The following is a 24,798-nucleotide window of genomic DNA, read 5'->3' on the forward strand; positions in this document are numbered from 1 at the left end:
CTTTATGATTATGTTTGATGACCGTATTAGTAAGCATTTAATCTAAATGGCAGTTACACAGAATCTGGGATGGTCTCTGATTAACTGAATTTGCTTATGTCCTAATTCAACTGCAACGACCCTTTCGCATTCATCAACAGCTCAACCACATCATCACCGCTAATCACTTCAAAGCGCTTGTCGATATCTGACTCTTCTACACCGTTGTGTTTCATACAAGCGCCGCAGACCAATACTTGGCCACCTTTTTCGATAAAGGCTTCTAGTAACTCACCAGCTGGCTCGAACGGATCACCGATATCTACATTGTCTAGCGCGTTTGGTTTTGCCAGATGCACCGCATCCACCATTAATATCACAGTAGCAGAGTGTCCTTTTTTCAGTGCGACGCCTGCCATGGTAAATGCTAAAGTAATTTTGCTTGGGTTTGATTCGCTATTATCAAATAACGTACCGACATAATCTGTTGTATTAGCCATATTATTCTCCTTATAAGACTATATTTGTTTTGTCTGAGTATGTACTCACTACTATCCTAACATTTATTATATGTATTTATATAATGAGTTGTTATGGAATAGTAGCTATAAGGTTGCTTGCTTATACCATCTGTTAAATAAGCTAAAAGTAATGGGTTTCTAGCTTATAAAGTTAAGTTAGTCAGCTGTATCAACAGGCGGCCACGGACGATCAGCATCACTTTTGATCCACTCAGCCACGTAACCCGTTGGCGGTAGATCCCAGTCAGATTGGCCAAGTGCAGCCAGTACTTGTGCCGTGTCGATCACTCTACCACCCTTGGTCACACCGGTACGCAGTAGTCCAGATGAGCAGGGCTGGCCCTTGACCCACATTGATTGTTCGATATAGAGCCAGCGCGCATCGATACCGACGATTTTGGTTTTGAGTGTGACTTTTTGAAAGGCGCGAATACGCTTACGGTATTGGATAGTGCTGCCAGCGATGACCAAACCCCAGCGTTGTTTTAACAATTGCTTGCCAAGACCAGTCCGTACTGCAAAGTCCATACGACCCAAATCATAAAGCGTAAATACGCGGCCGTTATTCATCTCCAAAAAATTATCTATATCGGATAAGCGGCAGCGAAACTGAATCTCACTGGTGTCCTTAAACGTCAGTGTGTCGCCCTTTTTTGCTTTTAGAGCAGCATGAGCGATGGTGCTAGCATAACGGATAAATGGGTACATAAAACACTCTCAAAAGGTTATAAACGTTGGCGTTATTATTTTGTCATTGATGACAGTGATTATTTATTGTCAGAGCCCACATCCTGAGAAGACTCGCTAGTAGAAGCCACACCAATCCAATTAAAATAAGCGCTGACAGTTTCAGGTATCCAGTTAATATCGAATTTTGAAGTCTTGGTCTCTTTATCATTGGTGACAGACGATTTGCTGTTGGACTGACCGTTGTCTGAGCGATAACGTAGATAACCGATGTGCCCACCGTGCTCAGTATCTAAGATAGTGACACTCTCAGAGACATCATTTGGGGTAGCAGTGAAGCCAATAAAAGGGTCGTCCTTTGCACTGATTAATAGCAGAGGGTGAGTGACGTTGCGCAAATACGGCATGGCGGATGCAGTATGGTAATAATCGTTTTTGGAGCGATATCCGTGACGCGGCGCGGTAAAGATGTCATCGAAATCACTGATACGATTGGCAGCTTTGATAGAGTTGATTTCATCTTGCGTGAGATCGTTTGCCAATGCTTTTTTAATAATTGGGTTAAGCAGGTACGGCGTATAGATACGATGACTCAAAAAGCTGTGCATAGTAATGGCAGCTGAGGACATATCGACTGGCGCGGAGATAACAACGGCACCTTTACATAGGACTTTGTCCTCATATTCGCCCATGTATTTGGCCAGTGCATTGCCACCTAATGAGACACCAACGGCATAGATATTGGCATACTGCTCACGCAAATTCTGTAGCGCATGATGCACCTCGTCAGTGTCGCCTGCATTATAAAATACTGTGCCACTAGCAGGAATACCACCGCAACTACGGAAATGTGCCACCACAAAGTGCCAGCCTTGCGCGTGCATTTGGTACGCTAGTGCGCGCGCATAATGACTGTCACTACTGCCTTCCATGCCGTGGAAGAGGACAATCAATGGGGTTTGCTCAAGCTCACCATCTTTTGATGCTTCTACAGGGTGCGCATCATAAAAATCATAAGCAATATCACTCTCGTCCAATGAGTCTTTTTCGACCACGCGGCGGTAGGTTGGTGCCTTTGGCGCAAAAAATTTGGGCAGGATGCTTTGCAGATGTGGATTGGTCAGCCAAAATGGTGGCTTAAAAGGTGCTGGAGAAAAAGGTTTGGCTGAAGTTGGCATATATTGATCTTATTTAATAATTGTGGAAAAACGAATAGAGTAGCGTGATAAGGGTTTTTTATCATAACGTCAGTACCTGTGAAAACCAATAATTTTCAGTGAACGCATGATTACTGAAAAGCAGCTACTGGAAATTAGCTACTCAAAGCAGTTACTGAGAAGCAGCTCCTGAAACAATTTAACGAATAAGCATATTGAAAAGAAAACTATCTGAAACGGCCGATAAGAGTAGTTAATCAGAAATTTTTAGTCTTCTGAATTGTCCAATACGCGACCATCCATTGCTAAGCGCGCTTTTAAATTTTCGACATCTGCTTTAGCGAGTGTGGCGGTTAAGGTCACTTGCTTACTGTAGGCGACATCGTCGATATGACCACCAAGGATCTCTATCATATAGCGGCATTGCGCTTCGGTCGCAAACTCTGCCAGTATTTGAATCTGGGTCATCGGTACATAAGGGTTCAATATCATCTCGTCAACTGCCGCTTGGGCAGAGCCGGCATAAGCACGGGTAAGGCCACCTGCTCCCAACTTGATACCACCGAAATAACGCACCACGATGATAATCACGTTGCCGATCGACTTATGCTGCAGTACATTCAATATCGGTCGACCAGCCGTACCGCTAGGCTCGCCATCATCATCGAAACCAGCACTGGTGGTATTATCTGGATCACCGATGATGTATGCCCAGCAGAAATGCCGTGCATCGGGATATTGCTCGCGTAGTTGTTCCACGTGAAACATTGCTTGCTCGCGAGAAGTCACCGGATAGGCGTAAGCGATAAACTCAGATTTTTTAATTTCGAGTCGCGTGGTAACGGCACGTTTTAACGTTTGATAGCTCATATTTCATCAGGCTTAGGTTGGATATGTTAAACTGGTCTGACTTTCACTGGCTTTTGTATTGAGCACAGTGTTTATTTAATTTTTCATTATAGTACCATTTCTAACCATCGAAGATAACGAGCCGCTCACGGCTGAGTGCTGGCGTTGTTAGTTTCTGATTTAGGGCTGGTATAATAAAACCGATGGTAGTAAATAGTATGCGTTTAGATAAATTCATTAGTAAAGCCACCGAGCTGTCGCGCAAAGAGTCAAAAAAGATCATGCACGCCGGCGAAATCACCGTAAACGATCAAGTGGTTAAAGATCCTGGCCTACATGTCGATGTGGTCAATGATGATGTGATGTGGGCGGGCGAGCCATTGTCGGTCGCTGCGGGTAATCGCTATATCTTGTTATATAAGCCTGAAGGCTTTGAGTGCACACTAAAAGTTAAAGAATATCCAATCGTCACTGAACTGATTGCTGTACCAGAATTGGGCAGCTTGCGGATCGCTGGGCGTCTCGATGTCGATACCACTGGCGCATTGCTGATGAGTGATGATGGCGGCTGGCTGCACCGTGTCACCAGTCCTAAGCACGAGCATGCAAAGGTGTACGAGCTGACTTTGGCAGATGCAATGGATAGTGATGCACAAGAAAAAGCCGTTAAGAAAGTGGCTGAAGGCATCTTGCTTGAAGGGGATTACGAGCCAACCAAGCCTGCTGTTCTTGAGTTCATTGATGAAAAACATGCACGTCTGACATTAGAGCAGGGCAAATACCATCAGGTCAAACGTATGATGGGTTACTTCGGTAATCGAGTCACTGAGCTGCACCGCGCCAGTATCGGTCATATCAATCTAGAAGGCCTAGAAAAAGGCGATAGCCGTTTCTTAACGCCAGAAGAAGTTGCCAAGTTTTAAGAAATAAGCACTGAAACTATTAAGCTTTGGCATTAGTATTTGTCTTGAAATTACCGTTTTAAACCCATTAGCAGCCGCTACCCAGTGTGCTGCTTTTTGCGGTCTGCTATATTGTATTTATGTCTACTACCTACCTGTGTTGCCTATCTCTTAAAGCTAAGTAGCAGTTTTGCGATATTTGCAATTTATTGCTTTGCAAAACTATCCCATATGCTACAGTCTTTTTTATCTATATTTTTATGACAGACAACCCTTAAACCAATTCCAAGGATCTGACTAATCAGAAAATAGTTGCTACCTTTCAGTTAGTAATAGCTTTGGAATTGGTCTTAATATCGAAAATCGTCATTATTAAAAGCCAGATAGGAATCTCTCTGTGACATTACCTGTATTAAAGTCTGCTAGCCTAATCAGTGTCATACTATTAGCAACCACTGCTTGTGCTCAGCCAAGTTCAGCGGATGCCAACAGCAATAACGTAACGCAAAGCACTACAAATTCGCAAGCAACTCAGACAGTGAGTGCGACTGTCGATAAGCGCTTGCGCCAAGTACTGACCCAAGCAGGCATCAAAACACAGATTACTTCTATTGTGCCATCCAAACTGCCCAATATGTATCAAGTGAATTTGGCTGGACAACTGCCGCTGCACATCACCGAAGATGGTCGTTACGTCATACAAGGTGAGCTACAGAAAAACCCAAGCAAACGGGTAGTGACCAAAACACCAGTACGTAGCACGAGTGCGCAGGTAGGCGAACCTGTCAGTGCTTCAGTCAAGTCTGACATGCTAGCAAATATGGCTGCGCTTAAGAACATGAGCGCGAAAACACCGTTCTTTTATACCGCAGTACCGGGTGTTATCTGGGGTGCAACGCTAGAAGGGGTGCCGTTTTTACTATCAGATGATGCGCAGTATATTACCGATGGCGAAATATCAGTCATCGAAAATGGTCAATTTATCGGCCTCGATGAAAACTTTGAAAAACGCAAAAACCAGTCTGTGTTTGCGTCATTGGACAAAAGCCAACTGATTACTTATCCAGCAACCACTACTGAGAGAGCCGTTATCTATGTGGCGGATGATGTGAACTGCCCTTACTGCCGCCGATTACATCAGCAAGTGCCATCACTCAATGCGAAAGGCGTGACGGTCAATGTCATCGGCTATCCGATATATGAGGCGTCACCGAAGCAGATGCGTGGTATCTGGTGTCAAGCGGATGAAGACAGTCGTCGTCAGGCATTTGACAAAGCGATGCTACAGGGTGAAATGACACCTGCATCAGCAAGTTGTACAGTTGACCATGTAACACCCAATCGTGAAAAAGCAGCTGGACTCGCGGTAATGGCGACGCCTGCAATATATCGTGAAGATGGCGTGCTATATCAGGCGAGTTTTGAAAGCCCAGAATTTCTAGAATTCTTGGGCGTTGAATAATCGACTGGTATGGTTAAGTGTTTTTTAGTTTAAAAAATTAAGATATTTGACTGCTAAACAACGTAAAAAGACCGCCTTATGAATCAGTTCATAAGGCGGTCTTTTTGGGTTCTATTCAGACATTTTTGCATCTCAAAAGCTGTCTTAAATAATTTATGGTAAGACGATATCAACGATTTTCCAATGGATAAGCCCTTCACGCTGCATCTCGATAGTGAGAGGATATCCTTTTACCTGATCACTGATACTAAAGCAATTGATACCACAGTAGCTCAGCGTTGGCTTTTCGCTGTCATTGCCTTGGGCGACTTGCTGCTCAAGTTCGGCCGCTTGTTTTTTCATGACTTGCTGCATTTGGCTTTTGACCACGGCATCGACATCACCGCGCTGAATGATTAAGCTCTGAATTAGGTTTTTCAAGTCAACTTGATCGCTAGCGATGGCCCATGCTGCAGCTAGCTCTTTGGTTGCTGTATTGGCTTGACCTTGGGTATTAATCACCTTTTCGATATTCTGCGGTGTGATGGCACCTTCAACTGCCTGCGCGATAAAACCATTCGCGGCTTCGGTCAACGGTTCACCACCTAGTTCAGAAATTAGTGGGTACTTAGTCATTGTCGTCGCAAATTGGCTAGTTAGCTGATTTTGGACGCTTGGTCGCACTTGCTCATAATCAATAGCCGCTGCGATAGTGGCACCGTCTTTATCGTCATAAGCGTTTTTGAGCTGATAAGCGCTGTAATAAGGCGAGCCTGCATACACTGCTACCGCAATGATGATTAATAGAATAACCAGCTTTTTCATAAGACTTGATACCTTGTCGCAATCGTCATCACTATGAGTATAAATGACCGTAGATGTGGCGGTAAATATTAGCACGACTGGGCACCGCTCAGGTACGAAAAGCTTTGCAGTAACCTTAATAAATCGTTTGGCTTTTGCCGCAGCGATGCCAACTGCTAATTTCATCATTTAAGAGCTTGATAAATCAGCAGACCATCTCCATAAATAGCGCAAACTTTTTATAATTGATTTGGCTAAGCAGCCTTCACCGTATTTGTTGGTTAAGTCTAAGTATCATGGTTCTATAGCATATGATTTGTAATGTTTCATGTGAAACGTTATACATATCCGTTAGTTAAGAATCACGAATAAGATTAAGACAATTATCAATTGAGCTGATGATTTGACGAACCGGTGTGGCTGTAAAGACGATAGGAGAGAGCATGAGTAAGCGCGATTTTTATGAAATATTAGGTGTCAGCAAGACCGCTGACAGCAAAGAAATTAAGCGAGCCTACCGTAAGCTTGCCATGAAATACCATCCAGATCGCAACTCTGATGATCCTGATTCGGAAGACAAATTCAAAGAAGCTTCAATGGCTTATGAAGTATTGAGCGACGAAGAGAAACGTTCGGCCTACGACCGTATGGGCCATGCAGCCTTCGAAAACGGCATGGGTGGCGGCGGCTTCGGCGGCGCAGGTGGCGGTAACTTCCAAGATATCTTTGGCGATATCTTTGGTAACTTCGGTGATATCTTCGGTCAGCAGCGTGGCGGCGGTGGTAGGCGTTCGCGTCGCGGCTCTGACTTGCGTTATGTGATTGAGCTGACATTAGAAGAAGCCGTACGTGGCTGCAAAAAAGAAATCAGTTTCACGGCTCCTGCGCCTTGTGATACCTGTGATGGTAAAGGGGCAAAAAATGCTTCTGATGTGGTTACCTGTCAGACTTGTCATGGCCAAGGTCAAGTACGTATGCAGCAAGGTTTCTTTGCGGTACAGCAAGCTTGTCCTCATTGCGGCGGTACTGGTAAACAGATCAAAAACCCTTGTTCAGACTGTCATGGTAACGGCGTAAAAGACAAATCACGCACGTTAGAAGTCTCTATCCCTGCAGGCGTCGATGATGGTGATCGCGTTCGTCTAGCAGGCGAAGGCGAAGCGGGCGGCGCTGGCGTACAAAACGGCGATCTATATGTCGAAGTACGCGTCAAACAGCACAATGTCTTTACCCGTCAAGGCGCTGACCTATATATGGATGTACCAGTAAGCATTACTGATGCAGCATTGGGCAAAGAAGTCGAAATCCCAACCTTAGATGGCAAAGTAAAAATCAAAGTGGCAGAAGGTACGCAAAGCGGTAAGTTACTGCGTGTACGCGGCAAGGGCGTAACGCCAGTCCGTACTACTATGAAAGGTGACTTGATTTGCCGTGTGGTTATCGAAACGCCAGTAAATCTAACTCGTGAGCAAAAAGACTTGTTACGCCAATTCCAAGACACGTTGGATGATGACAGCAAGCATCAACAGTCGCCACATAAAAAATCATTCTTCAAAAAAATCGGTGATTTGTTCGATTAAGAAATAGTTTAACTAAGTAGCTAGTATTGAACTAAGCCCAAAGGTTTCACATGAAACCTTTGGGCTTTTTATTGATGGTATAAAAAGCCATTCATGTGATGATATTTGCTAAACTTACGATAAATATGGTCAAAAATAATTTCACCAAATATAAAACATTTAAGGTAAAAACATGAGCGAACAAATAAATAATAAATCTATCAACGTTGGGGTAATCGGTGCAGGCGGCCGTATGGGTCGTATGCTTATTGAGGCAGTACAGAACAATCCACAAACTGCATTAAAAGCAGCGATTGAGCGTCAAGGCTCTAGCCTAGTTGGTGCTGATGCCGGCGAAGTTGCTGCTATCGGTCATTTAAATGTACAAATTGTTGATGACTTAGTCGCTGTGATTAATGATATCGATGTGCTGATTGATTTTAGCTTACCTGACGCTACTGAAAAAAACATGCAAGTTTGTGCTGAGCATAACGTCGCTATGGTCATCGGGACGACAGGATTCAATGAACAGCAAGAACGAGTACTGGCAAAAGCAAGTGAGAAAATCACTATCGTATATGCGGGTAACTATTCGACAGGCGTTAATTTATCATTGAAGCTACTCGGTATGGCTGCCAAAGCGTTTGGTAATGATGCTGATGTAGAAATCATCGAAGCCCATCATAAACACAAAATCGATGCGCCTTCTGGTACGGCGTATATGATGGCCGAAGCCGTCGCGGAAGCGCGCGGACAGAACCTAAAAGACGTCGCTATTTATGGCCGCGAAGGACAAACTGGCGAGCGCGAATCTGGGACAATCGGTATCCACGCGGTACGTGGTGGCGAAATCGTAGGCGACCATACTGTGATGTTTATCGCAGATGGCGAAGTGGTCGAGATTACCCATCGTGCACGCGCGCGCATGACATTTGCCGCTGGTGCCGTACGTGCCGCAACTTGGGTTGTTGAGCAGGAAGTAGGTCAGTACAACATGCAAGATGTACTTGGATTAAGTGACTAACGACTATTTATAGTTGACGATCAAGTTTAGCGTTATGACTGATGGCTCGATGACTTAATAGCAGCAAGGGAGTAGGTATGAATAGCATTAAACGTTATATTAGTCATAGACTGATTGGTGCTGTTTGTACCATCAATCTTACGAGCTGTGTATGTCTGTCTGTTGGTGCACTGAGTCTATCGGTTCTACCAATTAGCGTACAAGCTAGTACTGCTCAAACTTATGTCATCCATACCTATGGCGGCGCTAGTCTGTTACCTGCAGTAAGGCAGCAACTAAATAGTAGTTCTGACGGTGGCACAGTGACTACGTATCAAGATAAATTGGTACTGCGAACGACGGCACGGAATTATGAGGCGGTACAGCAGTTATTGTCTCAGATTGACCGTCAGCCACAGGCATTGACGGTCGCTGTACGTGTTGGCAATAGTAGTAGCGAGCAAGGTAATATTCAGCAAAGTCAGGTCATTATTACCAATCGTGGTATTCAAGGTGCAGGGGTTATTAGTCAGCGTAGCAGCCAGCAGCAGGGTAAGAATCTATATCAAGTACAAACATTGTCTGGCAGTGCGGCGAGTATCAGCACAGGTACGCTCTACTCGCTAACTCAAACCTATAATGGTAATAACTATTCAACTTATCATCGTTCAGCTAACGATAACCTAAGACCACAGATTGTGATTCAACAGCAAATACTACTGCCAACGACACAAGGGATTGCCGTCACACCAAGATTGCTGCCCAATGGACAGGTGGAAGTACAACTCTCCCAAGTGGAAGAAAGGTTAGTGCAGCTGAATTCACCTTATAATCAAATGAGTTCTACTAATAATACTAACAGTGCTAGCAATGCTATTCGAGGTCAAAGATTGAACAGTACGATTATCGTGCCGCGTGGACAGTGGGTGACAATTGGACAGATTTCACAAAACTTAACCAATAGCACTAGTAACAGTAGCCGTAATACCAATAATAGCGTGCCTATTTCTTTAAGAGTTGACTAGTTATGAAATCGTTACGTACAAAAAAGCGCGACACGAGTATTAACAACCGTGCCGCGCTTTTTTGTGGAACATTACAAATACTAGTCAATATAAACCACTTCGAGCGGTGGGAAACCATTGAACTCTACCGATGAGTAAGAGTTGGTATAAGCACCAGTGGTCAGCCAGTAGATTTTATCACCAATCTCAAGCTCTTCTGGTAGCTGATAACCCGCTTCTTCATACATGATATCGGTTGAATCACAGGTTGGGCCTGCCAATACCACAGTACCCTCGCTGGTAGACGTTTCCATCTTAGGCGTATAGACAGGGTACTTGATAGCTTCGCCTAGCGTTTCGATTAAGCCTTGGAATAGACCAACGTCGGTATATACCCAACGAGTCAAATCGGTATCTGACTTACGAGAGATCAGTACCACATCACTAACCAAGACACCTGAACCACCAACGAGTGAACGGCCTGGTTCTAAAATAATCTCAGGCATCTCATCATCATTATAATCATCAGTCAAATAGCTGGTAATCTCTTCTGCATAGACCTTAATAGGATTGACTTCGCTGATGTAGTTGGTTGGGAAGCCGCCACCTAGATTGATCATTTGTAGCTTGATACCTTCTTCGTTCTTCATCCAGTCAAACATATATTTAACTTTGGCTAATGCATCATCCCATGCAGCGACGTCTTTTTGCTGGCTACCAACGTGGAATGAGATACCATAAGGCACCAAGCCCAGCTCGCGTGCTTGAACCAGTAGGTCGATGGCCATATTAGGATGGCAACCAAACTTACGTGATAATGGCCATTCTGCTGTCTCTGATCCTTGCACCAAGATACGAACAAATATTTTAGAGCCTGGAGCGTGTTTGGCAATGTTTTTTAGATCCGCTTCTGAATCAGTCGCATATAGATCGATGCCTTTCTCAAAAGCATATTTAACATGCTCAGCTTTTTTGATGGTGTTGCCATACGAGATACGAGATGGATCAACGCCGCAACCAAGCACGCGATCAAGCTCATAAATAGAGGCACAGTCAAAGTTAGAACCAAGGTTTGCTAGTAAATTGATTACTTCCACCGCAGGGCTAGCTTTCATTGCATAATGCAGTTTTGCATTAGGAAACAGACTTACCATTTCATGGTATTTGGTTTCGATTCGACTAAGGTCAACTACCAAGAAAGGCGTCTCGCGACCTTCAGCAGCCTTGGTAAATTTCTGCCAGCTGGCAGGTTCAAAATATTGGTCAATTTTGATCATTGTCATAGTAGTAAACCTTTTGTGGAAACTGTATCGGTTAGAAAAATTATCGCCAAACAGTGAATGCTAAATATTAACACTCACTGTAGACGTAACTATGTGAAGGATAAAGACGAAATAAAAAAGATAAGAATAAAGAGTAGAGCTTTAAGAATTGACAGCTTGTGTCTGTTTTTCTGCTGATTGAGCTTCTTGCTTTTCACGTATTTTAAGAACTTTGCGGACTTTATCACGAGCACGCGTCTGTTTCAGACGAGACAAGTAGTCAACGAAGATTACGCCATTTAGGTGATCCATTTCATGCTGGATACAAACAGCAAGCAGTCCTTCGACTACTTCGTCGATGACCTCACCGTTACCGTCTAACGCTTCGATACGGACTTTATTAGGACGTTCGACTTTGTCATAGACATCAGGTACAGATAAGCAGCCTTCTTCATACGGTTGCTTTTCTTCTACCAGTGGCGTGACTTTTGGGTTGATAAAAACTCTAGGAGAGCTTTTGTCTTCAGACAAATCCATAACGATAAGCTGAATATGATGATCCACTTGACTGGCTGCAAGCCCGATGCCTTGAGCATCATACATCGTCTCGATCATGTCTGCGATTAAGGTTTTGATTTCAGCAGTCACTTCCTTGACAGGCTTGGCGATAGTACGCAAGCGAGGATCTGGGTAACTTAAGATAGGGAGTAGTGCCATAACGCTCACCTCAATGATAAGGACAAAATAGGGTTGATATTATAAGATAAATGGGGACAAAAGTAATGCTTATCAATACTTTCGCAGTCATATGATGCTATATGCATATAGAAAGACTGGATTTTACTGATAAATGGCATAAAAAAGCCCTGCTTAATGCAAGGCTTTGTTTATATAGTATTTTAATTAGCTAATAATCATTTATGACCAAGCTATGCACAGCTTATAACTAATTATGCACGGCGTTTGTTTACAATCATTTCATATAAGAACAGTAGGATAATTGCACCAATTACTGAGAATATAAGACCAGTGAAACCACCATCAGCGTTAATACCGATTAGGCCAGCTAGGAAACCACCTAGCATTGCACCAACGATACCCAATACGATAGTCATAACCCAACCCATAGGGTCATTACCTGGTTTGATAGCACGTGCTAATAAACCTGCGACTAAACCTACAATAATCATCCAAATAAAGCTCATGTTATTCTCCTAATATTATTAATATTTATAATGTGTTACAAATTTTGATAAATCTATTGTAAACACTCCTCGGACGCAAAAGTAAGCATAAAATGTTACTACTGTAGGGGCTATGTGAGGAAAAAGTCCGATTTGCTATTGAGTAAGAGCAATAAGTAAACGAAAGGTTACAAAGGTAGCAGTGGTGCTAACAGCGTTTATCAACGTGGTACTTGTAAGGCTGAATCCATATAATGAAGATATGTAAATATTAGAAATAAAAAACGCAGCCATCTATTAGATGAGCTGCGTTTGTATAGAGAAAAATAAGAAAAGCTATTTCTTGATTCTAGCTAAAAGCGTTAGCCGGTATGCAGTGCGGTTAATAAACGCTGATGAATCCCTTCAAAACCGCCATTTGACATAACCACAATCGCATCACCTGCTTTTGCATGACCGCTGATATGCTCAATGATAGCATCAATGCTTGATAGCACTTGTTGGTTGCCGATAGCGTCGCTAGTAGCCTTAGCTTGTTCGATGACCTCTTTTAAGCCCCATTCCAAACCAGTAGGCTCGTACCATAATGTGTAGTCAGCAAGTGCCGCTGATTGAGCCAAGCTGTCTTGATGAATACCCATTTTCATGGTGTTACTACGCGGCTCAATGATAGCCCAAATGCGTCTATCAGCCAGCTTCTTTTTGGCACCATCTAATGTGGTCGTAATAGCTGTTGGATGATGGGCAAAATCATCAAAGACTAAGATGTCATTAACGTCGCCAATCAGCTCCATCCGGCGCTTGATACCAGCGAAATCTGATAAGGCAGCACAAGCAGCCTCAACACTGACACCAATGTCATAGGCAGCAGCCACAGCAACTAAAGCGTTATTGACGTTATGGATACCGCTCATTGACCAGTTTACGATAGCAGTTGCCTCTTCATTAGCAGCAAAACTGACTTTGAACTTACTACCGTCTTCTTGAATTAGCTCAGCCTGCCAATCGCTACTATCTTTTAGAGCACGCGTATTTTCACTAGTATCATCTAAAGTAGAGTCGATGACGGCAGTACGCCAGATAGGTGTCCAAACCCCTTTTGCTAGCGTATCTTCTAGACTGATGGTCGCGGCTGGCATAATGATTTTGCCAGTGCTTGGAATCATACGCACCATATGGTGAAACTGAGTTTGTATTGCATTGAGATCTGCAAAGATGTCTGCATGATCAAATTCAAGGTTATTCAAAATAGCAGTGCGCGGACGATAGTGAACGAACTTTGAGCGCTTATCAAAAAACGCAGAGTCGTACTCATCTGCTTCAATCACAAAGTAACCAGATTTATCATCATCGCTTTTATCAGCCCCCAAATAGCTGCTATGTGCAAACACATGCTGTAAGTGCTCGTCAGTCGTATCAACCAATGGCACACCGCCAATCAAAAACCCTGCATCGATACCAGCATAATGTAATATCCACGCAAGCATCGTCGTGGTTGTGGTCTTGCCATGCGTACCTGCAACAGCGATTACGTGGCGTGACTGCAATACTTGCTCAGATAAGAACTGCGGACCTGAGGTATAGCGCAAGCCATTATCTAGCATGTACTCAATCACATCCATGCCGCGCTTCATTGCGTTCCCAACGACCACTAAGTCTGGCGTTGGTTGCAAGTGCTCTACTAGGTAGCCTTCTTCTATAGTTACGCCAGCATTTTCGAGTTGAGTGGACATAGGAGGATAGACATTGGCATCTGAACCCGTAACCGTATGCCCAAGCGCACGTGCTAGCAATGCCAGTGAGCCCATAAAAGTACCACAAATACCAAGGATATGAATATGCATAGACGTTCCGTACGCGCTTGAATGAAAAGAATAGAGAGCGGATAAAATAAAGTGTGAAGTGCCTAGCTGTCATCAGTAAAAATAACCACTTTGATAAACAATGATCAACCTATCAGCTTGGCAAACAAGCAATCATTGTAAAGTAAACCCTGTTCGATGACCAATAAAAAACGCCTAACAAGTAGGCGCTATGTAGCTAATGTAATTTGGCTGTTTTAGTATGTAGAGATACGCCAACCAACAGTCAGCATGATGACGCTTTTATTTGCGAGATAACGTATAGTCATCCTCTAAATTATCGTGCTCATCGATCCGTATCAAATGATTGTCTTGGATATGGTAGGTTTCGATATTTTTCCCTTCATAGACAATGGTGATTTTGTCATTGTCTTGTCGGTAGATGCCCGATTCGAGTAGAGGTGTTTTTGGTTTTTCAGGATTATGATAATAACTTGTTTTTAGTACGGAACCATCAGCGAATAAGTTCAATGTAACGTCGATACTGTCGCAATCTGTACAAGAGACCATACCGCCATAATCGCCCATCAATGTCGCTTGCAGCATACTGCTTTTCGCTTCTAATCGCTCCATAGAGCTGTCTGCATAGGTATCTTTATTTGACTGAGCAGCAGCAATTAATGATTGCCCTTCCACCATTTCGCCTGTCTCATCATCATTCGCTAGCTCAGCACTCTCAATATTGTCATCTTGCAATGATTGTGAAGCCTCCTGCGATTCAGAACCAGTCGACGCAAACGTAGATACCATGTCTTTATCGGTATTGGACGAGGCACTATCACAGCCTACGAGTAGCACACATAGTGACGCTACCAGTAACGAAGGACGCCACCGTTTTACGATAGCAAGCGTGGTAGAGCGAACGGGAGCAAAATATATCATGGTCATACCAAAAACAGTTTTTAACAAGTATTTTTCAAGCTCATCTATACTATCGACAACGTAAAGCCATTGTCAAAGATAAGGATAATAAGGCATGGGCGCGTAGTAATAATATAAATTAAGAACTTGACAGCATTATCTTATATTCAAAATACAGATAGCTTATGAGTAGAAAGCGACAAATATCTAATGCTTATCCGTTTATAAGGTAAGCTGACTAAAGATATCAAAGGCTTGAAAATATCTCTGTGGGCTTTTTGTTGTTGCCCATATATCTAAAAGGCATAAATTGACATTAGCGATACCTGTTGTTAACGCTAATATGGGTTGTAAGGGCGGGTTAATAGTAGACAAAAAAACAGACATTGTATCGAAGATAGCAATGTCTGTTTTAAAAGCAGAACTAGGAAAGAAACATAACGTCTTATTGAGTCATAAGATACTACTTGGAAGATTTTACGATACGCATTAATATCAAGACATGTACGATTAGCAGCACACTAAATAGAATCAACGACTGCTCAGGAATACTTAATCCCATAAGCGTCCAATCAACAGAGGCGCATTCACCAGAACCTGCAAATACTTCTTTGAATACTTGTAGGATAGGGAGGGTATCAAGCCAATAGTTCAGTCCTGGACCACAAGAAGGCACTTGGTCAGCAGGTAAATGTTGCAGCCATACATGGCGTGCTGCTACCGCAGTTGCCCATCCGATACCTACTAGACTACCAAGCCATAATAGTAGTCTTATTACTTTAGATTTAGGATTAAACAACGCTGATATGAGGGCGAATCCGCCCATGACGATTAGACCAACACGCTGAAAAATACAGAGCGGGCAAGGTGAAAGCCCTAGATGACGCTGTAGATAAAACAGCGCAAAACTCATGCCTATGATGGCCATTATCACCAAAAATACTTGCAGGTTACGGTAGGTGGTTAGCTGTCGCATTGTGCGGTTACTCTTATGGGTTTATCTATAATAGATGTGGGGTAGCAATCCAGATTAAGCAGTCAGAATTGCACAGTCAGGACTTAGCAATTAATAACTAGCAACTTAGCGATACTGCTGTAAAAATTCCGCAAAGTCTTCTGTTTCAGACTGCTCAATCTCAGCTTGCTGCAAGATAGATTTTTCTGCCAATACCTCGTATTTAGCTTGAGTGTTTGGACTAAGTGTCTGCTGTAGTAAAGACTCGCGATGCTGCTGAGCCAACGTAAATCCAAGCTGCCATAAGCTGCCTAAGCGTTTGCTGTCGGAATTTACTTGTGCGGAGATAGTCGACTCAGAGTGTCCTGCTTTGCCCTGCATCAATGCTACAGCCGCGCGGTAATCGTTACCACCATAGTGAGCATCAAGCAATGCAGCAAGCGGCTGCATACGCTCTAGATGAGTGAGCATCCAGCTTTCAAGTGACTGCTCTTGACCATTATTGATAATATGCAAATCATCACGGCGACCTTCATTGACCACCCGCTCAAGATTGATAGCGAGCGTGTCTTCTTCTTCAGGTAGCAGGTCTGGTGAGTCACTAAACAGGCAATACAGCGCCATCACTTCCAAGAAACAAGCACTAGAGAGGCGAATACCTACGTCACTATATGGGTCAAGATCGATAGCACGGAACTCAACATAAGCGATACCGCGACGCTCAAGCGCCTCGGTTGGTGTTTCACCGCTCATTGCGATTTGTTTAGGACGAATAGGGCTGTAGTACTCGTTTTCTATCTGCAGAATATGATTGTTAATTTGGATCGGGTTACCATCTTCGTCTTCTAAGCCAAGCTTAGCAAAGCTTTCGTGCGGTGTTTGGATGGCACGGCGTAGACCATCGACATACTCTGGCAGATAGTTATAACGGATATCAAGCTGCTCTTGCACGCTATTTGTATAGCCAAGCTTACCCATACGTAGGCTAGTCGCGGCAGGTTTGTAATAGGTCGAATCATTGAGCAATTCTAAATCGTGCTCACGCCCTGCCAAGAAACAAGGACATACGCTCGGACTGGCACCCAGTAAATATAAAACAAGGCTGGTTAGACGTTTAAAGTTACGAATCAACCCTAGGTATTTTTCGTTTTTGAACTCTGTCAACGTTTGACTTTGTGCGGTCGGTATTTGGGCTTGCCATGTCTCAAACAACGTATCACCAAAAGACAAGTTGTAATGCAGACCAGCAATCGTCTGCATGCGGCGACCATAGCGGATACCAAGGCCACTACGATATAGGGTTTTTAGCTTACCCGTATTAGAGCTACCATAATCAGCTAGTGGGATATCTTCGTCTTTAGAAGACAACATGCATGGCATCGATAATGGCCACATCAGCTCACCTTCAGGTATGCCCTGATAGACCAATACGTGCAATTGGCGCAGCATATTAAGGGTCTCTTTTGGTGAGGACTTTGGTTCAGTGATGAGCTCAAGCAGACTTTCTGAGTAATCGGTAGTAATAAAAGGATGGGTAAGTTTTGACCCAAGTTTGGCTGGATGCGGGGTCTGTGCCAAGAAACCATCAGGCTTTACGCGCAGGCCCTCTTTTTCAATACCGCGGAGCATACCCGTTAAGTGTTGGCTATCAAACCAATTAGGGATTTCGAAATTAACAAAGCTACTCGCAAAATTACTCATAATAGTCATCTATTGTTATTTATTATGGCGGATCAAAACACGATAAGCGTTTGTCCATAAAATAGGTAAATGTTAGGTCAATAATTCCGTCAGTTTAGCTCAAAGCTGCCTTGAAAACCACGGACAATTACAAATACGATAAGCTTTAGGCAAAGCGATTTGTGAGGATTTTGACCCTGTTTTTAATACAAATTCATCTCGAATATAGCGTTATTCTGGCCAGACGGTTTGATAAAAAAAGCATCTACCTGAGAGATAGATGCTTTGTTCATTATGCCTACAAGCCATTTGACATGGTGTTCGCACACTATCGCATTATCTTAATAATCATAGCGCGACCGCGTCTATTTGGCTTATATAGAGAATGACGAACCGCAGCCGCAAGTGGTCGTGGCATTTGGATTGGTCACCACAAAACGTGCCCCTTCCAGACCTTCGGTATAGTCAACGGTCGAGCCTTGCAAGTATTGATAGCTTAGCGAATCGACGACTAACGTCACATCCCCATTATCAAAATTGGCATCGTCTTCGTTTAGATCGTTGGCAAAGTTAAACCCGTAAGAGAAACCAGAACAACCGCCACCTGTCACATAAACACGTAACATAAGATCGCTATCACCTTCTTCTTCGCGTAGACGGCGTACTTTTTGCGCCGCACTGTCGGTTAGGCTTAATACGGTTGGGTCTACTGGCTGGCTTGAGCTTGGGCTAAATTGGTTGGCTGATTCGTTCATATCTACCTCAGTTGCTAGGATCAAATGCGGTCGTCGTCCTGTTTGGGTTTGCAATAGGGTACTTGCAAATAAAGATACGCACGGCGTTTGATTTAATTGGGTGCTGTCATTATGGCAAAGCTATTGGTGCATTATAAGCTGTTTGTACAATTTCAAAATAGTATTTGTGCCACCACAACGTTTTATTGGCTCTATTGATAGTGGGCACTTATCTTTTAGCAGTATATCATAATGGGGGTGCTGATTCGTTTGTCAAGAGTGATGCAACTACTGAATTTTACTAATGAATAGCAGTTATCCATTTTTGATATTGTGTTTTTTAAAATAACTGCGTCAATGGGCTAAACCAATAACCAGACTAAAAAATAATAGCGTGTGACTGTATAAAACACTACTTAATAATATTAGACAGTCTTAAAGCTTATTAGTCATATTACGGTATTTTACGGCCATAACCTTTATAATAGTAACAACCATGTATGAGCTCAAGAGTCGCTTGTACAACATAAGGTGTTTGGCGTAATAAATACTTAGTTTTGAAATAGTTATTTAATTGTTTGCCTATGTGGCAAGCGTTTGAAATAATAGCCGCCAGTTGGCATACCCTATGTGTGTTTCTTATTGCCCTATATCTATATTATTGTTGAGATGAAGAAATTATATGATCGAATTTAAAGACGTTGGTGTTCGCCGTGATGGTCGTGAATTGTTTGCAGGTGCAAGCTTTCAGCTCCATCCAGGTCACAAAGTTGGACTGACGGGCAACAACGGCACAGGCAAATCTACTTTATTTGCGCTGTTACTGACGCAGATGGGTACAGGCGATACAGAGGTCACCCTTGATAAAGGTGAAGTCAGTATTCCTGATAGCTGGCATGTGGCGCACATGGCGCAGGAAGTTGGTGCTACGACGCAGTCTGCAATCGATTATGTATTGAGCGGTGATGAGCAGTGGTATGAAATTAATGCTGCGCTAAATGATTTGAGCAGCGTGAGTGATGAGCAAATTGGTGTGTTGCACCAGCAGTTCGATGAAATTGACGGATATCGTACACCGACCAAAGCGGCACAAATTATGGCAGGTCTTGGTTTTAAGACTAGCCAGCATGAACTGCCAGTAGAAGGGTTTTCTGGTGGTTGGCGTATGCGCTTAAACCTCGCCAAAACCTTGATGAGCCGTGCTGACTTGATGTTACTCGATGAGCCAACCAACCATTTGGACTTGGACGCTATCTTATGGCTTGAGACATGGATCAATGCCTATATGGGTCTGGTCATTGTGATTTCTCATGATCAAGCGTTTTTGGACGCGACCGTCGGTCATATCTTGCATGTAGAGCAACAAAAAATTACCCTTTATACTGGTAACTATCAGCAGTTCATTCGTACCCGTCACGAGCGTATGGCGCAGCAGCAGCAAGCGTTTGAAAAGCAAGAAGCGACCAAGGCTCATTTGGATGACTTTATTCGTCGTTTCCGTGCTAAAGCCAGTAAAGCCAAGCAAGCACAGAGTCGTATTAAGCAGTTAGAGCGCATGGCAGAGCTATCACCAATGATGGCTGACAACCCTTTCTCGTTCCAGTTCTATGAGCCTGCAAACATGAGCTCACCGCTGATTGAGCTGACCAACGCAGATATTGGCTATAGCGATACACCGCTTCTACACAATGCCAATGTACAGGTAACACCCGATACCCGTCTTGGTTTATTGGGTATGAACGGCGCTGGTAAATCAACGTTGATTAAAGCATTAGTCGGTGAACTTGGCGTACTAACAGGGAAATATCGTGTTTCGGATACGCTAAAGCTAGGCTATTTCAATCAGCATCAAATGGATATCCTAGATGCCAAAGCCACGCCTATAGAGATGCTACGTCGCCTAGCAGGCAAAACCTCTGATGCGATGCTGCGCTCGTTTTTGGGTAGCTTTGACTTCCGCGGTGAGCGTATTGATACACCAAGCGAGCTATTCTCAGGTGGTGAGCGCGCGCGTTTGACTTTGGCGTTAATTGTTTGGCAACGTCCAAATGTCCTTGTACTCGATGAGCCAACCAACCATTTAGACTTACAAATGCGTCAAGCATTGACTATCGCCTTGCAAGGTTTTAAAGGTGCAGTGGTACTGGTATCGCATGATCGAGAACTAATTGCCAATGTCTGTGATGAGCTGTATCTGGTACATGATGGCATCATCGAAGAGTTCGATGGTGACATTGGCGACTATGGTAAATGGCTAGCAGAGAAGCGCAAGCAGGAGAATGCATCAGATAAAAATACTGGTAAGAAAAAAAGCAAAAAAGAGAGTAAGAAGTTTGTTTCACGTGAAACAGATAATAGTCAAGTAAACAACAAGTCATCTGATAACTCATCAAACAGTAAAGCTGCTACACCTGCACTTAGTAAAGAAGAGCAGCGTAAGCTAGCCGCTGAACAGCGTAAAATGACAGCACCTATCCGCCGCGAGATAGAAGAAACAGAAAAGACACTGGCTAAGATTGATAAGCAGCTTGTAACGCTTGAAGAAAAACTGGCTGATACGGAGCTGTACGAAGAGAGCCGTAAGTCTGACTTGCTTGTGTTACTCAATGAGCAAACAGCGCTACAGCAGCAGCATAGTGATAATGAGGAAAAGTTACTACTATCAATGACGACTTTAGAAGAGATGGAAGCTAAGTTCGCATAAAGCGTTCTAGATAGTTAGTGATATAAACAGACATAAAAAAGGGATGGCATCAGCCATCCCTTTTTTATTACATTATTCCTTACGATATTTGCCATCACCGTACGACAGTATTTCCATCGTGGTCGTACAAAGCTGACAGTTTATTTCACCAGCAGCGGCTTTTGATAAATCAAGGATACGACCTCTAATAAAAGGTCCTCTGTCCGTGATTTTTACAACGACGCTCTGCTTTGTCTTTTGATTGGTTACTTGTACCTTCGTACCGAACGGTAACGTGCGATGTGCAGCGGTTAGAGAGTTCATGTTGAAGATACTACCACTCGCTGTGCGCTTGCCATGAAACTTACTACCGTAGTAACTGGTATTGGCAGCAAAAACTGTGGTGCTAAGTAGTAGCGATAAAGTGACAACCAAAGACTTGATTAAATAAGACATTTAATACCTTTAAGCAATTAATAAAATAGACAGATGCTCTTGCCTACGTTATCTATACTCCCTATGAGTATGAATAATAGGGGATTCTACAAGAGCTAGCTTGTCATATTATTACTGCTGTGTAAAAAACTCATGAGGTCAAATAGCTGTTTTTTAAGGAAAAATAGCTATTTTTTAGCAAAAATAATGATGACGTAGATACTAAAATTAGACTTATAAAGAGTGATTCTCATAAAGAAGCCAACAAAATATTGGAAAGCCAACAACGCAATATAAATAGGTAATATATAAAGACCAAATCTATCGATATAGCATAATTATCGTTATGAAAACTCAAGTAGAAATAGATAATATAATGTAAAAAAACCTTGCTATATTCTTACTATTTTGTAGAATGGATAAGGTTAGACATTATTCTAGAGTATCTATCAAATATACTCATAATAAGTTTGATTTTTTATCAAATAATCTATTTTTTATCGTCTTTCGAGGAAGTTTTATGTTAAAGAAAATTGCGTTCGCTTCAGTTGTTGCTGCTATGATTCCATTTAGCGCAGCTAATGCCGATCTTGGTTCTAGCTTTAAAACGGCAGAAACTGGTCGCACTATCGAGCAGATTTATAAGCAGTGTGGTATTGGTGGCGCTTTGTTTGGTAATTCTAGCCCTATCTTAGCTATTATCTCTAACGTGACTTGGGATTTAGGTACTACGGCTGCTACTTCTGACTCTATGTCTCCTGAAACTTGCCAAGGTGGTAACGTTAGAGCTGCGGTTTTGATTAAAGAAGCCTTCCCAAGTGTTGAAAAAGATCTAGCTTCAGGCCAAGGTGCTCATTTATCAGCATTACAAAGCGTTGCTAACTGTGATTCAGCCGCTAGTGTACGTGCACAGTATGGTCAATATGCACAGACTTCTGCTTATCGCACTGCTACGCAAGATCAAAATGCAGAAGCGCTATTCAGCATCGTTAAAACAAGCTGTGCTATCTAAAGCTTGTCAGTTTTAAGTTTTGAGTCATCGGTTTAATTATTAAGCTTTTGACTGTTTAATGATAAAAACACGTAAACCTAGTGCTTACGTGTTTTTTATTGCTTATGTGTTTATGGTGCTAATAAAAAATGCAAAAAATACTTTTATGGGTGGCTTGCTTGGCTGCAACGACTATTTGCAATGCGGAAGTTGATGAAACGAATGCCTATGCTTCAGATCCAGTAATAGTAGATAAAGAAAATAAATTCTCTTCTAGTAATGCTTCGTCTATCGCAGTAGATATGACTTCAAGTGATCGCGAGAACTTGTCAGATATTGTGCAAAGCTTACAACGACTCACTGACTCGCAGATACAAGAGCAAAACCGGAACTCTCAAAAAAATACCGCTATTGACCCCATAAAACTAAAATCATTGGCTAAGCACTCCCAGTGGCAACATTTATTGTTTTATAAAAATGGCAAGGCTGAAGTCATCTCACCAGATTTTTATTTAACCAATCCTAAGCCTCGTTCGAAACGTAATTTTGACCCCTATGCAGAGCTTATAGCAACGATAGAGCAAATAAATAATGAGGGCGTAGCTTGTAAGTATCCAGCCAGATATTTATGGCTTAATCATCATCTACCAGAGCTGAACGTCGATCTCAAAAACTGCTCAAAATTACCCGATGCGAATCAAGAAATAAGCTTGATCCTAGTAAGCAGCTATTTAAAAAACCCAGCTTCTTCATTTGGTCATGTACTGGTCAAAACCAACACGCCTATAGATAATGCCAATAATACGAACAGTGATGTCAGAGAGCTATCTAGCGAGGACTTACTTAATAACTCATACAACTTCGGCGCTCGTATTCCAGAAAATGAGAACGGTGCGATGTACGCGCTAAAAGGACTATTTGGGTTTTATGATGCTGGGTTTTCAGAGACGGAATTTTTTAAACAAGACGCGGTATACTCCAAGAACGAGCAACGTGATATGTGGGAGTATGTGCTCAATCTAGATACCTTTGAAACGCAATTATTGAACTATCATTTATACGAAGCAAAGTCTGCTCGATTTGACTATTACTTCATCAAACAAAATTGTGGTTATCGCTCAGGAGAGATACTTGAGCTGATAAGCGACATAAGAACGACTGAGCGAGTAGGTCCTTGGTATGCGCCAGACTATGTGTTCGATCAGCTATTAGAACACGACAACGGCGCTGATTCCTTAGTGTCTTCAGTACGCTATTTGCCCTCTGAACAAACGCAACTGCGCGAGAAGTTTGTACAATTATCTAAGCCAATACAAGCCGTCATAAACTCTGTCATTCGTACAGAAAGCACTGCCCCGCTTGCTACTTTAAACGCGGACGATAAGGCAGTTGCGCTTGATTTTCTGATCTTACATCGTACTTATAAAATCACGCAAGACGATACATCGAAGCAGAGAGCTCTCAAAAGCGAATTGCTCAGTCAGCGTTTTGCGCTACCAGCTAGCAATGGTTTGGCTCAGCTGACTGTACCGAACAAACCCTCTCCAGCATTGAGTAACAAAACCACGCAGACTACAGTCGTTTTATCTGAGGAGAGGGCAGAAGTTGGTTTATCGTTATTTGTAAAAGACCCACTGAACGCTCATACAGATATTGATAAACGTTTTGAAGCCGTAAAAGCGTCACTGGGTTATAGCTTTGATATGCATCAATGGACATTGACGGATTTCGTGTTTTTGGATATGCAGCAGATTGAAGATCTTAGACAACCGTTATCGGGCGAACCTAAACTGTCTTGGCAATTGAAAACAGGCGCTCGTACAGACATGTTTACTGGCAATCGGCATAGCCCTTACGCACAAGCTGGCGTTGGCGCAGGCGCTAAGTTTGGTAAACATATACTTGGCTATGGTATGGTCAATGCGACGGTCCATGATCAAGATAGACACGCAGATATCGGTATTGAGCTTGGCTTACGTATGAAACGTAATAACCAAAGTGCTGAATTGTCTTACGTAACTTCAAAGCGAGAAGGGCGCGCTGCTATTGATGTTGCCAAGTTGACATTACGCCAGCAGCTATCAAAGAATAACGATGCTAGGCTTATAATGACATATTCAGACACTGTGATGGCCGATAATAGCGTAGTGTTAGGTGATTCAGATACGATAGATGCTGCAGTCGCTTGGCATCATTACTGGTAATATTTATATAACGGTGTTTGTTGTAATTATTGTTATGATGA

The 24,798-nt window shown here is 42.8% G+C and carries 22 protein-coding genes; 8 read left to right on the forward strand and 14 right to left on the reverse strand.

The genetic code is table 11. The features are described from left to right. Positions 1-101 precede the first annotated feature (101 nt). The 4 genes from I3249_RS04125 to I3249_RS04140 form a co-directional block, all read right to left on the reverse strand. Positions 102-479, reverse strand: a complete 378-nt coding sequence (locus tag I3249_RS04125; protein ID WP_102078217.1) for a DsrE family protein — start codon at positions 477-479, stop codon at positions 102-104. Between the two features lie 177 nt (positions 480-656). Next, positions 657-1,208, reverse strand: a complete 552-nt coding sequence (locus tag I3249_RS04130; RefSeq protein ID WP_057757622.1) for an acyl-CoA thioesterase — start codon at positions 1,206-1,208, stop codon at positions 657-659. A 59-nt stretch (positions 1,209-1,267) separates the two neighbouring features. After that, the gene (locus tag I3249_RS04135; protein WP_238068760.1) at positions 1,268-2,365 is read right to left on the reverse strand and encodes an alpha/beta fold hydrolase; all 1,098 of its coding nucleotides are present in this window, start codon (positions 2,363-2,365) and stop codon (positions 1,268-1,270) included. Positions 2,366-2,611: 246 nt separating this feature from the next. After that, a complete protein-coding gene (locus tag I3249_RS04140) occupies positions 2,612-3,214 on the reverse strand; it encodes a YigZ family protein (protein WP_238068761.1) in 603 nt (200 codons plus the stop codon). A gap of 197 nt (positions 3,215-3,411) precedes the next feature. On the opposite strand from I3249_RS04140, the gene I3249_RS04145 reads away from it, so the two are divergent. Both I3249_RS04145 and I3249_RS04150 read left to right on the forward strand, forming a co-directional pair. Continuing rightward, the gene (locus I3249_RS04145; protein ID WP_057757631.1) at positions 3,412-4,116 is read left to right on the forward strand and encodes a 16S rRNA pseudouridine(516) synthase; all 705 of its coding nucleotides are present in this window, start codon (positions 3,412-3,414) and stop codon (positions 4,114-4,116) included. 376 nt (positions 4,117-4,492) lie between these two features. Beyond that, positions 4,493-5,557, forward strand: coding sequence for a disulfide isomerase DsbC N-terminal domain-containing protein (locus tag I3249_RS04150; RefSeq protein WP_238068762.1), 1,065 nt, complete (start codon positions 4,493-4,495; stop codon positions 5,555-5,557). A 153-nt stretch (positions 5,558-5,710) separates the two neighbouring features. On the opposite strand, the gene I3249_RS04155 is transcribed toward I3249_RS04150, so the two are convergent. Further along, positions 5,711-6,529, reverse strand: coding sequence for a DUF2939 domain-containing protein (locus I3249_RS04155; protein ID WP_238068764.1), 819 nt, complete (start codon positions 6,527-6,529; stop codon positions 5,711-5,713). A 254-nt stretch (positions 6,530-6,783) separates the two neighbouring features. Here I3249_RS04155 and dnaJ point away from each other — a divergent pair, with 254 nt between their 5' ends. The 3 genes from dnaJ to I3249_RS04170 all read left to right on the forward strand — a co-directional run bounded on the left by dnaJ (position 6,784) and on the right by I3249_RS04170 (position 9,927). Further along, positions 6,784-7,920, forward strand: a complete 1,137-nt coding sequence (gene dnaJ / locus I3249_RS04160) for a molecular chaperone DnaJ (RefSeq protein WP_238068765.1) — start codon at positions 6,784-6,786, stop codon at positions 7,918-7,920. A 172-nt stretch (positions 7,921-8,092) separates the two neighbouring features. Further along, positions 8,093-8,923 carry a 4-hydroxy-tetrahydrodipicolinate reductase gene (dapB, locus tag I3249_RS04165; protein ID WP_238068766.1) on the forward strand — a complete coding sequence of 277 codons (831 nt, stop codon included), beginning with the start codon at positions 8,093-8,095 and terminating at the stop codon, positions 8,921-8,923. A 77-nt stretch (positions 8,924-9,000) separates the two neighbouring features. Next, the gene (locus I3249_RS04170) at positions 9,001-9,927 is read left to right on the forward strand and encodes a hypothetical protein (protein WP_238068768.1); all 927 of its coding nucleotides are present in this window, start codon (positions 9,001-9,003) and stop codon (positions 9,925-9,927) included. Between the two features lie 80 nt (positions 9,928-10,007). Here I3249_RS04170 and I3249_RS04175 read toward each other — a convergent pair whose 3' ends face one another. The 8 genes from I3249_RS04175 to erpA form a co-directional block, all read right to left on the reverse strand. After that, the gene (locus I3249_RS04175; RefSeq protein ID WP_102091404.1) at positions 10,008-11,183 is read right to left on the reverse strand and encodes a type III PLP-dependent enzyme; all 1,176 of its coding nucleotides are present in this window, start codon (positions 11,181-11,183) and stop codon (positions 10,008-10,010) included. Between the two features lie 147 nt (positions 11,184-11,330). Further along, complete coding sequence (gene def / locus I3249_RS04180) at positions 11,331-11,885, reverse strand: peptide deformylase (protein ID WP_057757649.1); 555 nt, start codon at positions 11,883-11,885, stop codon at positions 11,331-11,333. Between the two features lie 233 nt (positions 11,886-12,118). Further along, positions 12,119-12,373: a GlsB/YeaQ/YmgE family stress response membrane protein gene (locus I3249_RS04185; protein WP_102078210.1), complete on the reverse strand. Its 255-nt coding sequence runs from the start codon at positions 12,371-12,373 to the stop codon at positions 12,119-12,121. Positions 12,374-12,714: 341 nt separating this feature from the next. Further along, a complete protein-coding gene (gene mpl, locus I3249_RS04190) occupies positions 12,715-14,196 on the reverse strand; it encodes a UDP-N-acetylmuramate:L-alanyl-gamma-D-glutamyl-meso-diaminopimelate ligase (protein ID WP_238068770.1) in 1,482 nt (493 codons plus the stop codon). 261 nt (positions 14,197-14,457) lie between these two features. Beyond that, complete coding sequence (locus I3249_RS04195) at positions 14,458-15,096, reverse strand: copper resistance protein NlpE N-terminal domain-containing protein (protein ID WP_102092533.1); 639 nt, start codon at positions 15,094-15,096, stop codon at positions 14,458-14,460. A 442-nt stretch (positions 15,097-15,538) separates the two neighbouring features. After that, positions 15,539-16,051, reverse strand: a complete 513-nt coding sequence (locus I3249_RS04200; protein ID WP_102078206.1) for a disulfide bond formation protein B — start codon at positions 16,049-16,051, stop codon at positions 15,539-15,541. Positions 16,052-16,156: 105 nt separating this feature from the next. Further along, entirely contained in the window at positions 16,157-17,731 is a 1,575-nt protein-coding gene (gene gshA, locus I3249_RS04205) for a glutamate--cysteine ligase (RefSeq protein ID WP_238068772.1), read from the reverse strand. Positions 17,732-18,084: 353 nt separating this feature from the next. Beyond that, positions 18,085-18,465 (reverse strand): iron-sulfur cluster insertion protein ErpA, encoded by a 381-nt coding sequence (erpA, locus tag I3249_RS04210; RefSeq protein WP_057757666.1) that lies wholly within the window; start codon positions 18,463-18,465, stop codon positions 18,085-18,087. A 661-nt stretch (positions 18,466-19,126) separates the two neighbouring features. Here erpA and I3249_RS04215 point away from each other — a divergent pair. Further along, positions 19,127-21,148: an ATP-binding cassette domain-containing protein gene (locus I3249_RS04215; RefSeq protein WP_238068775.1), complete on the forward strand. Its 2,022-nt coding sequence runs from the start codon at positions 19,127-19,129 to the stop codon at positions 21,146-21,148. 72 nt (positions 21,149-21,220) lie between these two features. On the opposite strand, the gene I3249_RS04220 is transcribed toward I3249_RS04215, so the two are convergent. After that, entirely contained in the window at positions 21,221-21,583 is a 363-nt protein-coding gene (locus I3249_RS04220; protein ID WP_057757673.1) for a septal ring lytic transglycosylase RlpA family protein, read from the reverse strand. A 499-nt stretch (positions 21,584-22,082) separates the two neighbouring features. On the opposite strand from I3249_RS04220, the gene I3249_RS04225 reads away from it, so the two are divergent. Next, positions 22,083-22,574: a DUF3015 family protein gene (locus I3249_RS04225; RefSeq protein WP_238068777.1), complete on the forward strand. Its 492-nt coding sequence runs from the start codon at positions 22,083-22,085 to the stop codon at positions 22,572-22,574. A 128-nt stretch (positions 22,575-22,702) separates the two neighbouring features. After that, on the forward strand, positions 22,703-24,757 hold the full coding sequence (locus I3249_RS04230) for a DUF4105 domain-containing protein (protein ID WP_238068779.1): 2,055 nt from the start codon (positions 22,703-22,705) through the stop codon (positions 24,755-24,757). The last annotated feature ends 41 nt before the right edge of the window (positions 24,758-24,798 follow it).

This window comes from Psychrobacter sp. Ps1, assembly GCF_022129425.1.
Taxonomy (GTDB): Bacteria; Pseudomonadota; Gammaproteobacteria; order Pseudomonadales; family Moraxellaceae; genus Psychrobacter.

Excerpts from the sequence above, each read along its gene's own strand:
- I3249_RS04125 (WP_102078217.1), bottom strand. The coding sequence starts at position 479 with ATGGCTAATACAACAGATTATGTCGGTACGTTATTTGATAATAGCGAA.
- I3249_RS04130 (WP_057757622.1), bottom strand. The coding sequence starts at position 1,208 with ATGTACCCATTTATCCGTTATGCTAGCACCATCGCTCATGCTGCTCTA.
- I3249_RS04135 (WP_238068760.1), bottom strand. The coding sequence starts at position 2,365 with ATGCCAACTTCAGCCAAACCTTTTTCTCCAGCACCTTTTAAGCCACCA.
- I3249_RS04140 (WP_238068761.1), bottom strand. The coding sequence starts at position 3,214 with ATGAGCTATCAAACGTTAAAACGTGCCGTTACCACGCGACTCGAAATT.
- I3249_RS04145 (WP_057757631.1), top strand. The coding sequence starts at position 3,412 with ATGCGTTTAGATAAATTCATTAGTAAAGCCACCGAGCTGTCGCGCAAA.
- I3249_RS04155 (WP_238068764.1), bottom strand. The coding sequence starts at position 6,529 with ATGATGAAATTAGCAGTTGGCATCGCTGCGGCAAAAGCCAAACGATTT.
- dnaJ (WP_238068765.1), top strand. The coding sequence starts at position 6,784 with ATGAGTAAGCGCGATTTTTATGAAATATTAGGTGTCAGCAAGACCGCT.
- dapB (WP_238068766.1), top strand. The coding sequence starts at position 8,093 with ATGAGCGAACAAATAAATAATAAATCTATCAACGTTGGGGTAATCGGT.
- I3249_RS04170 (WP_238068768.1), top strand. The coding sequence starts at position 9,001 with ATGAATAGCATTAAACGTTATATTAGTCATAGACTGATTGGTGCTGTT.
- I3249_RS04175 (WP_102091404.1), bottom strand. The coding sequence starts at position 11,183 with ATGATCAAAATTGACCAATATTTTGAACCTGCCAGCTGGCAGAAATTT.
- def (WP_057757649.1), bottom strand. The coding sequence starts at position 11,885 with ATGGCACTACTCCCTATCTTAAGTTACCCAGATCCTCGCTTGCGTACT.
- I3249_RS04185 (WP_102078210.1), bottom strand. The coding sequence starts at position 12,373 with ATGAGCTTTATTTGGATGATTATTGTAGGTTTAGTCGCAGGTTTATTA.
- mpl (WP_238068770.1), bottom strand. The coding sequence starts at position 14,196 with ATGCATATTCATATCCTTGGTATTTGTGGTACTTTTATGGGCTCACTG.
- I3249_RS04195 (WP_102092533.1), bottom strand. The coding sequence starts at position 15,096 with ATGATATATTTTGCTCCCGTTCGCTCTACCACGCTTGCTATCGTAAAA.
- I3249_RS04200 (WP_102078206.1), bottom strand. The coding sequence starts at position 16,051 with ATGCGACAGCTAACCACCTACCGTAACCTGCAAGTATTTTTGGTGATA.
- gshA (WP_238068772.1), bottom strand. The coding sequence starts at position 17,731 with ATGAGTAATTTTGCGAGTAGCTTTGTTAATTTCGAAATCCCTAATTGG.
- erpA (WP_057757666.1), bottom strand. The coding sequence starts at position 18,465 with ATGAACGAATCAGCCAACCAATTTAGCCCAAGCTCAAGCCAGCCAGTA.
- I3249_RS04215 (WP_238068775.1), top strand. The coding sequence starts at position 19,127 with ATGATCGAATTTAAAGACGTTGGTGTTCGCCGTGATGGTCGTGAATTG.
- I3249_RS04220 (WP_057757673.1), bottom strand. The coding sequence starts at position 21,583 with ATGTCTTATTTAATCAAGTCTTTGGTTGTCACTTTATCGCTACTACTT.
- I3249_RS04225 (WP_238068777.1), top strand. The coding sequence starts at position 22,083 with ATGTTAAAGAAAATTGCGTTCGCTTCAGTTGTTGCTGCTATGATTCCA.
- I3249_RS04230 (WP_238068779.1), top strand. The coding sequence starts at position 22,703 with ATGCAAAAAATACTTTTATGGGTGGCTTGCTTGGCTGCAACGACTATT.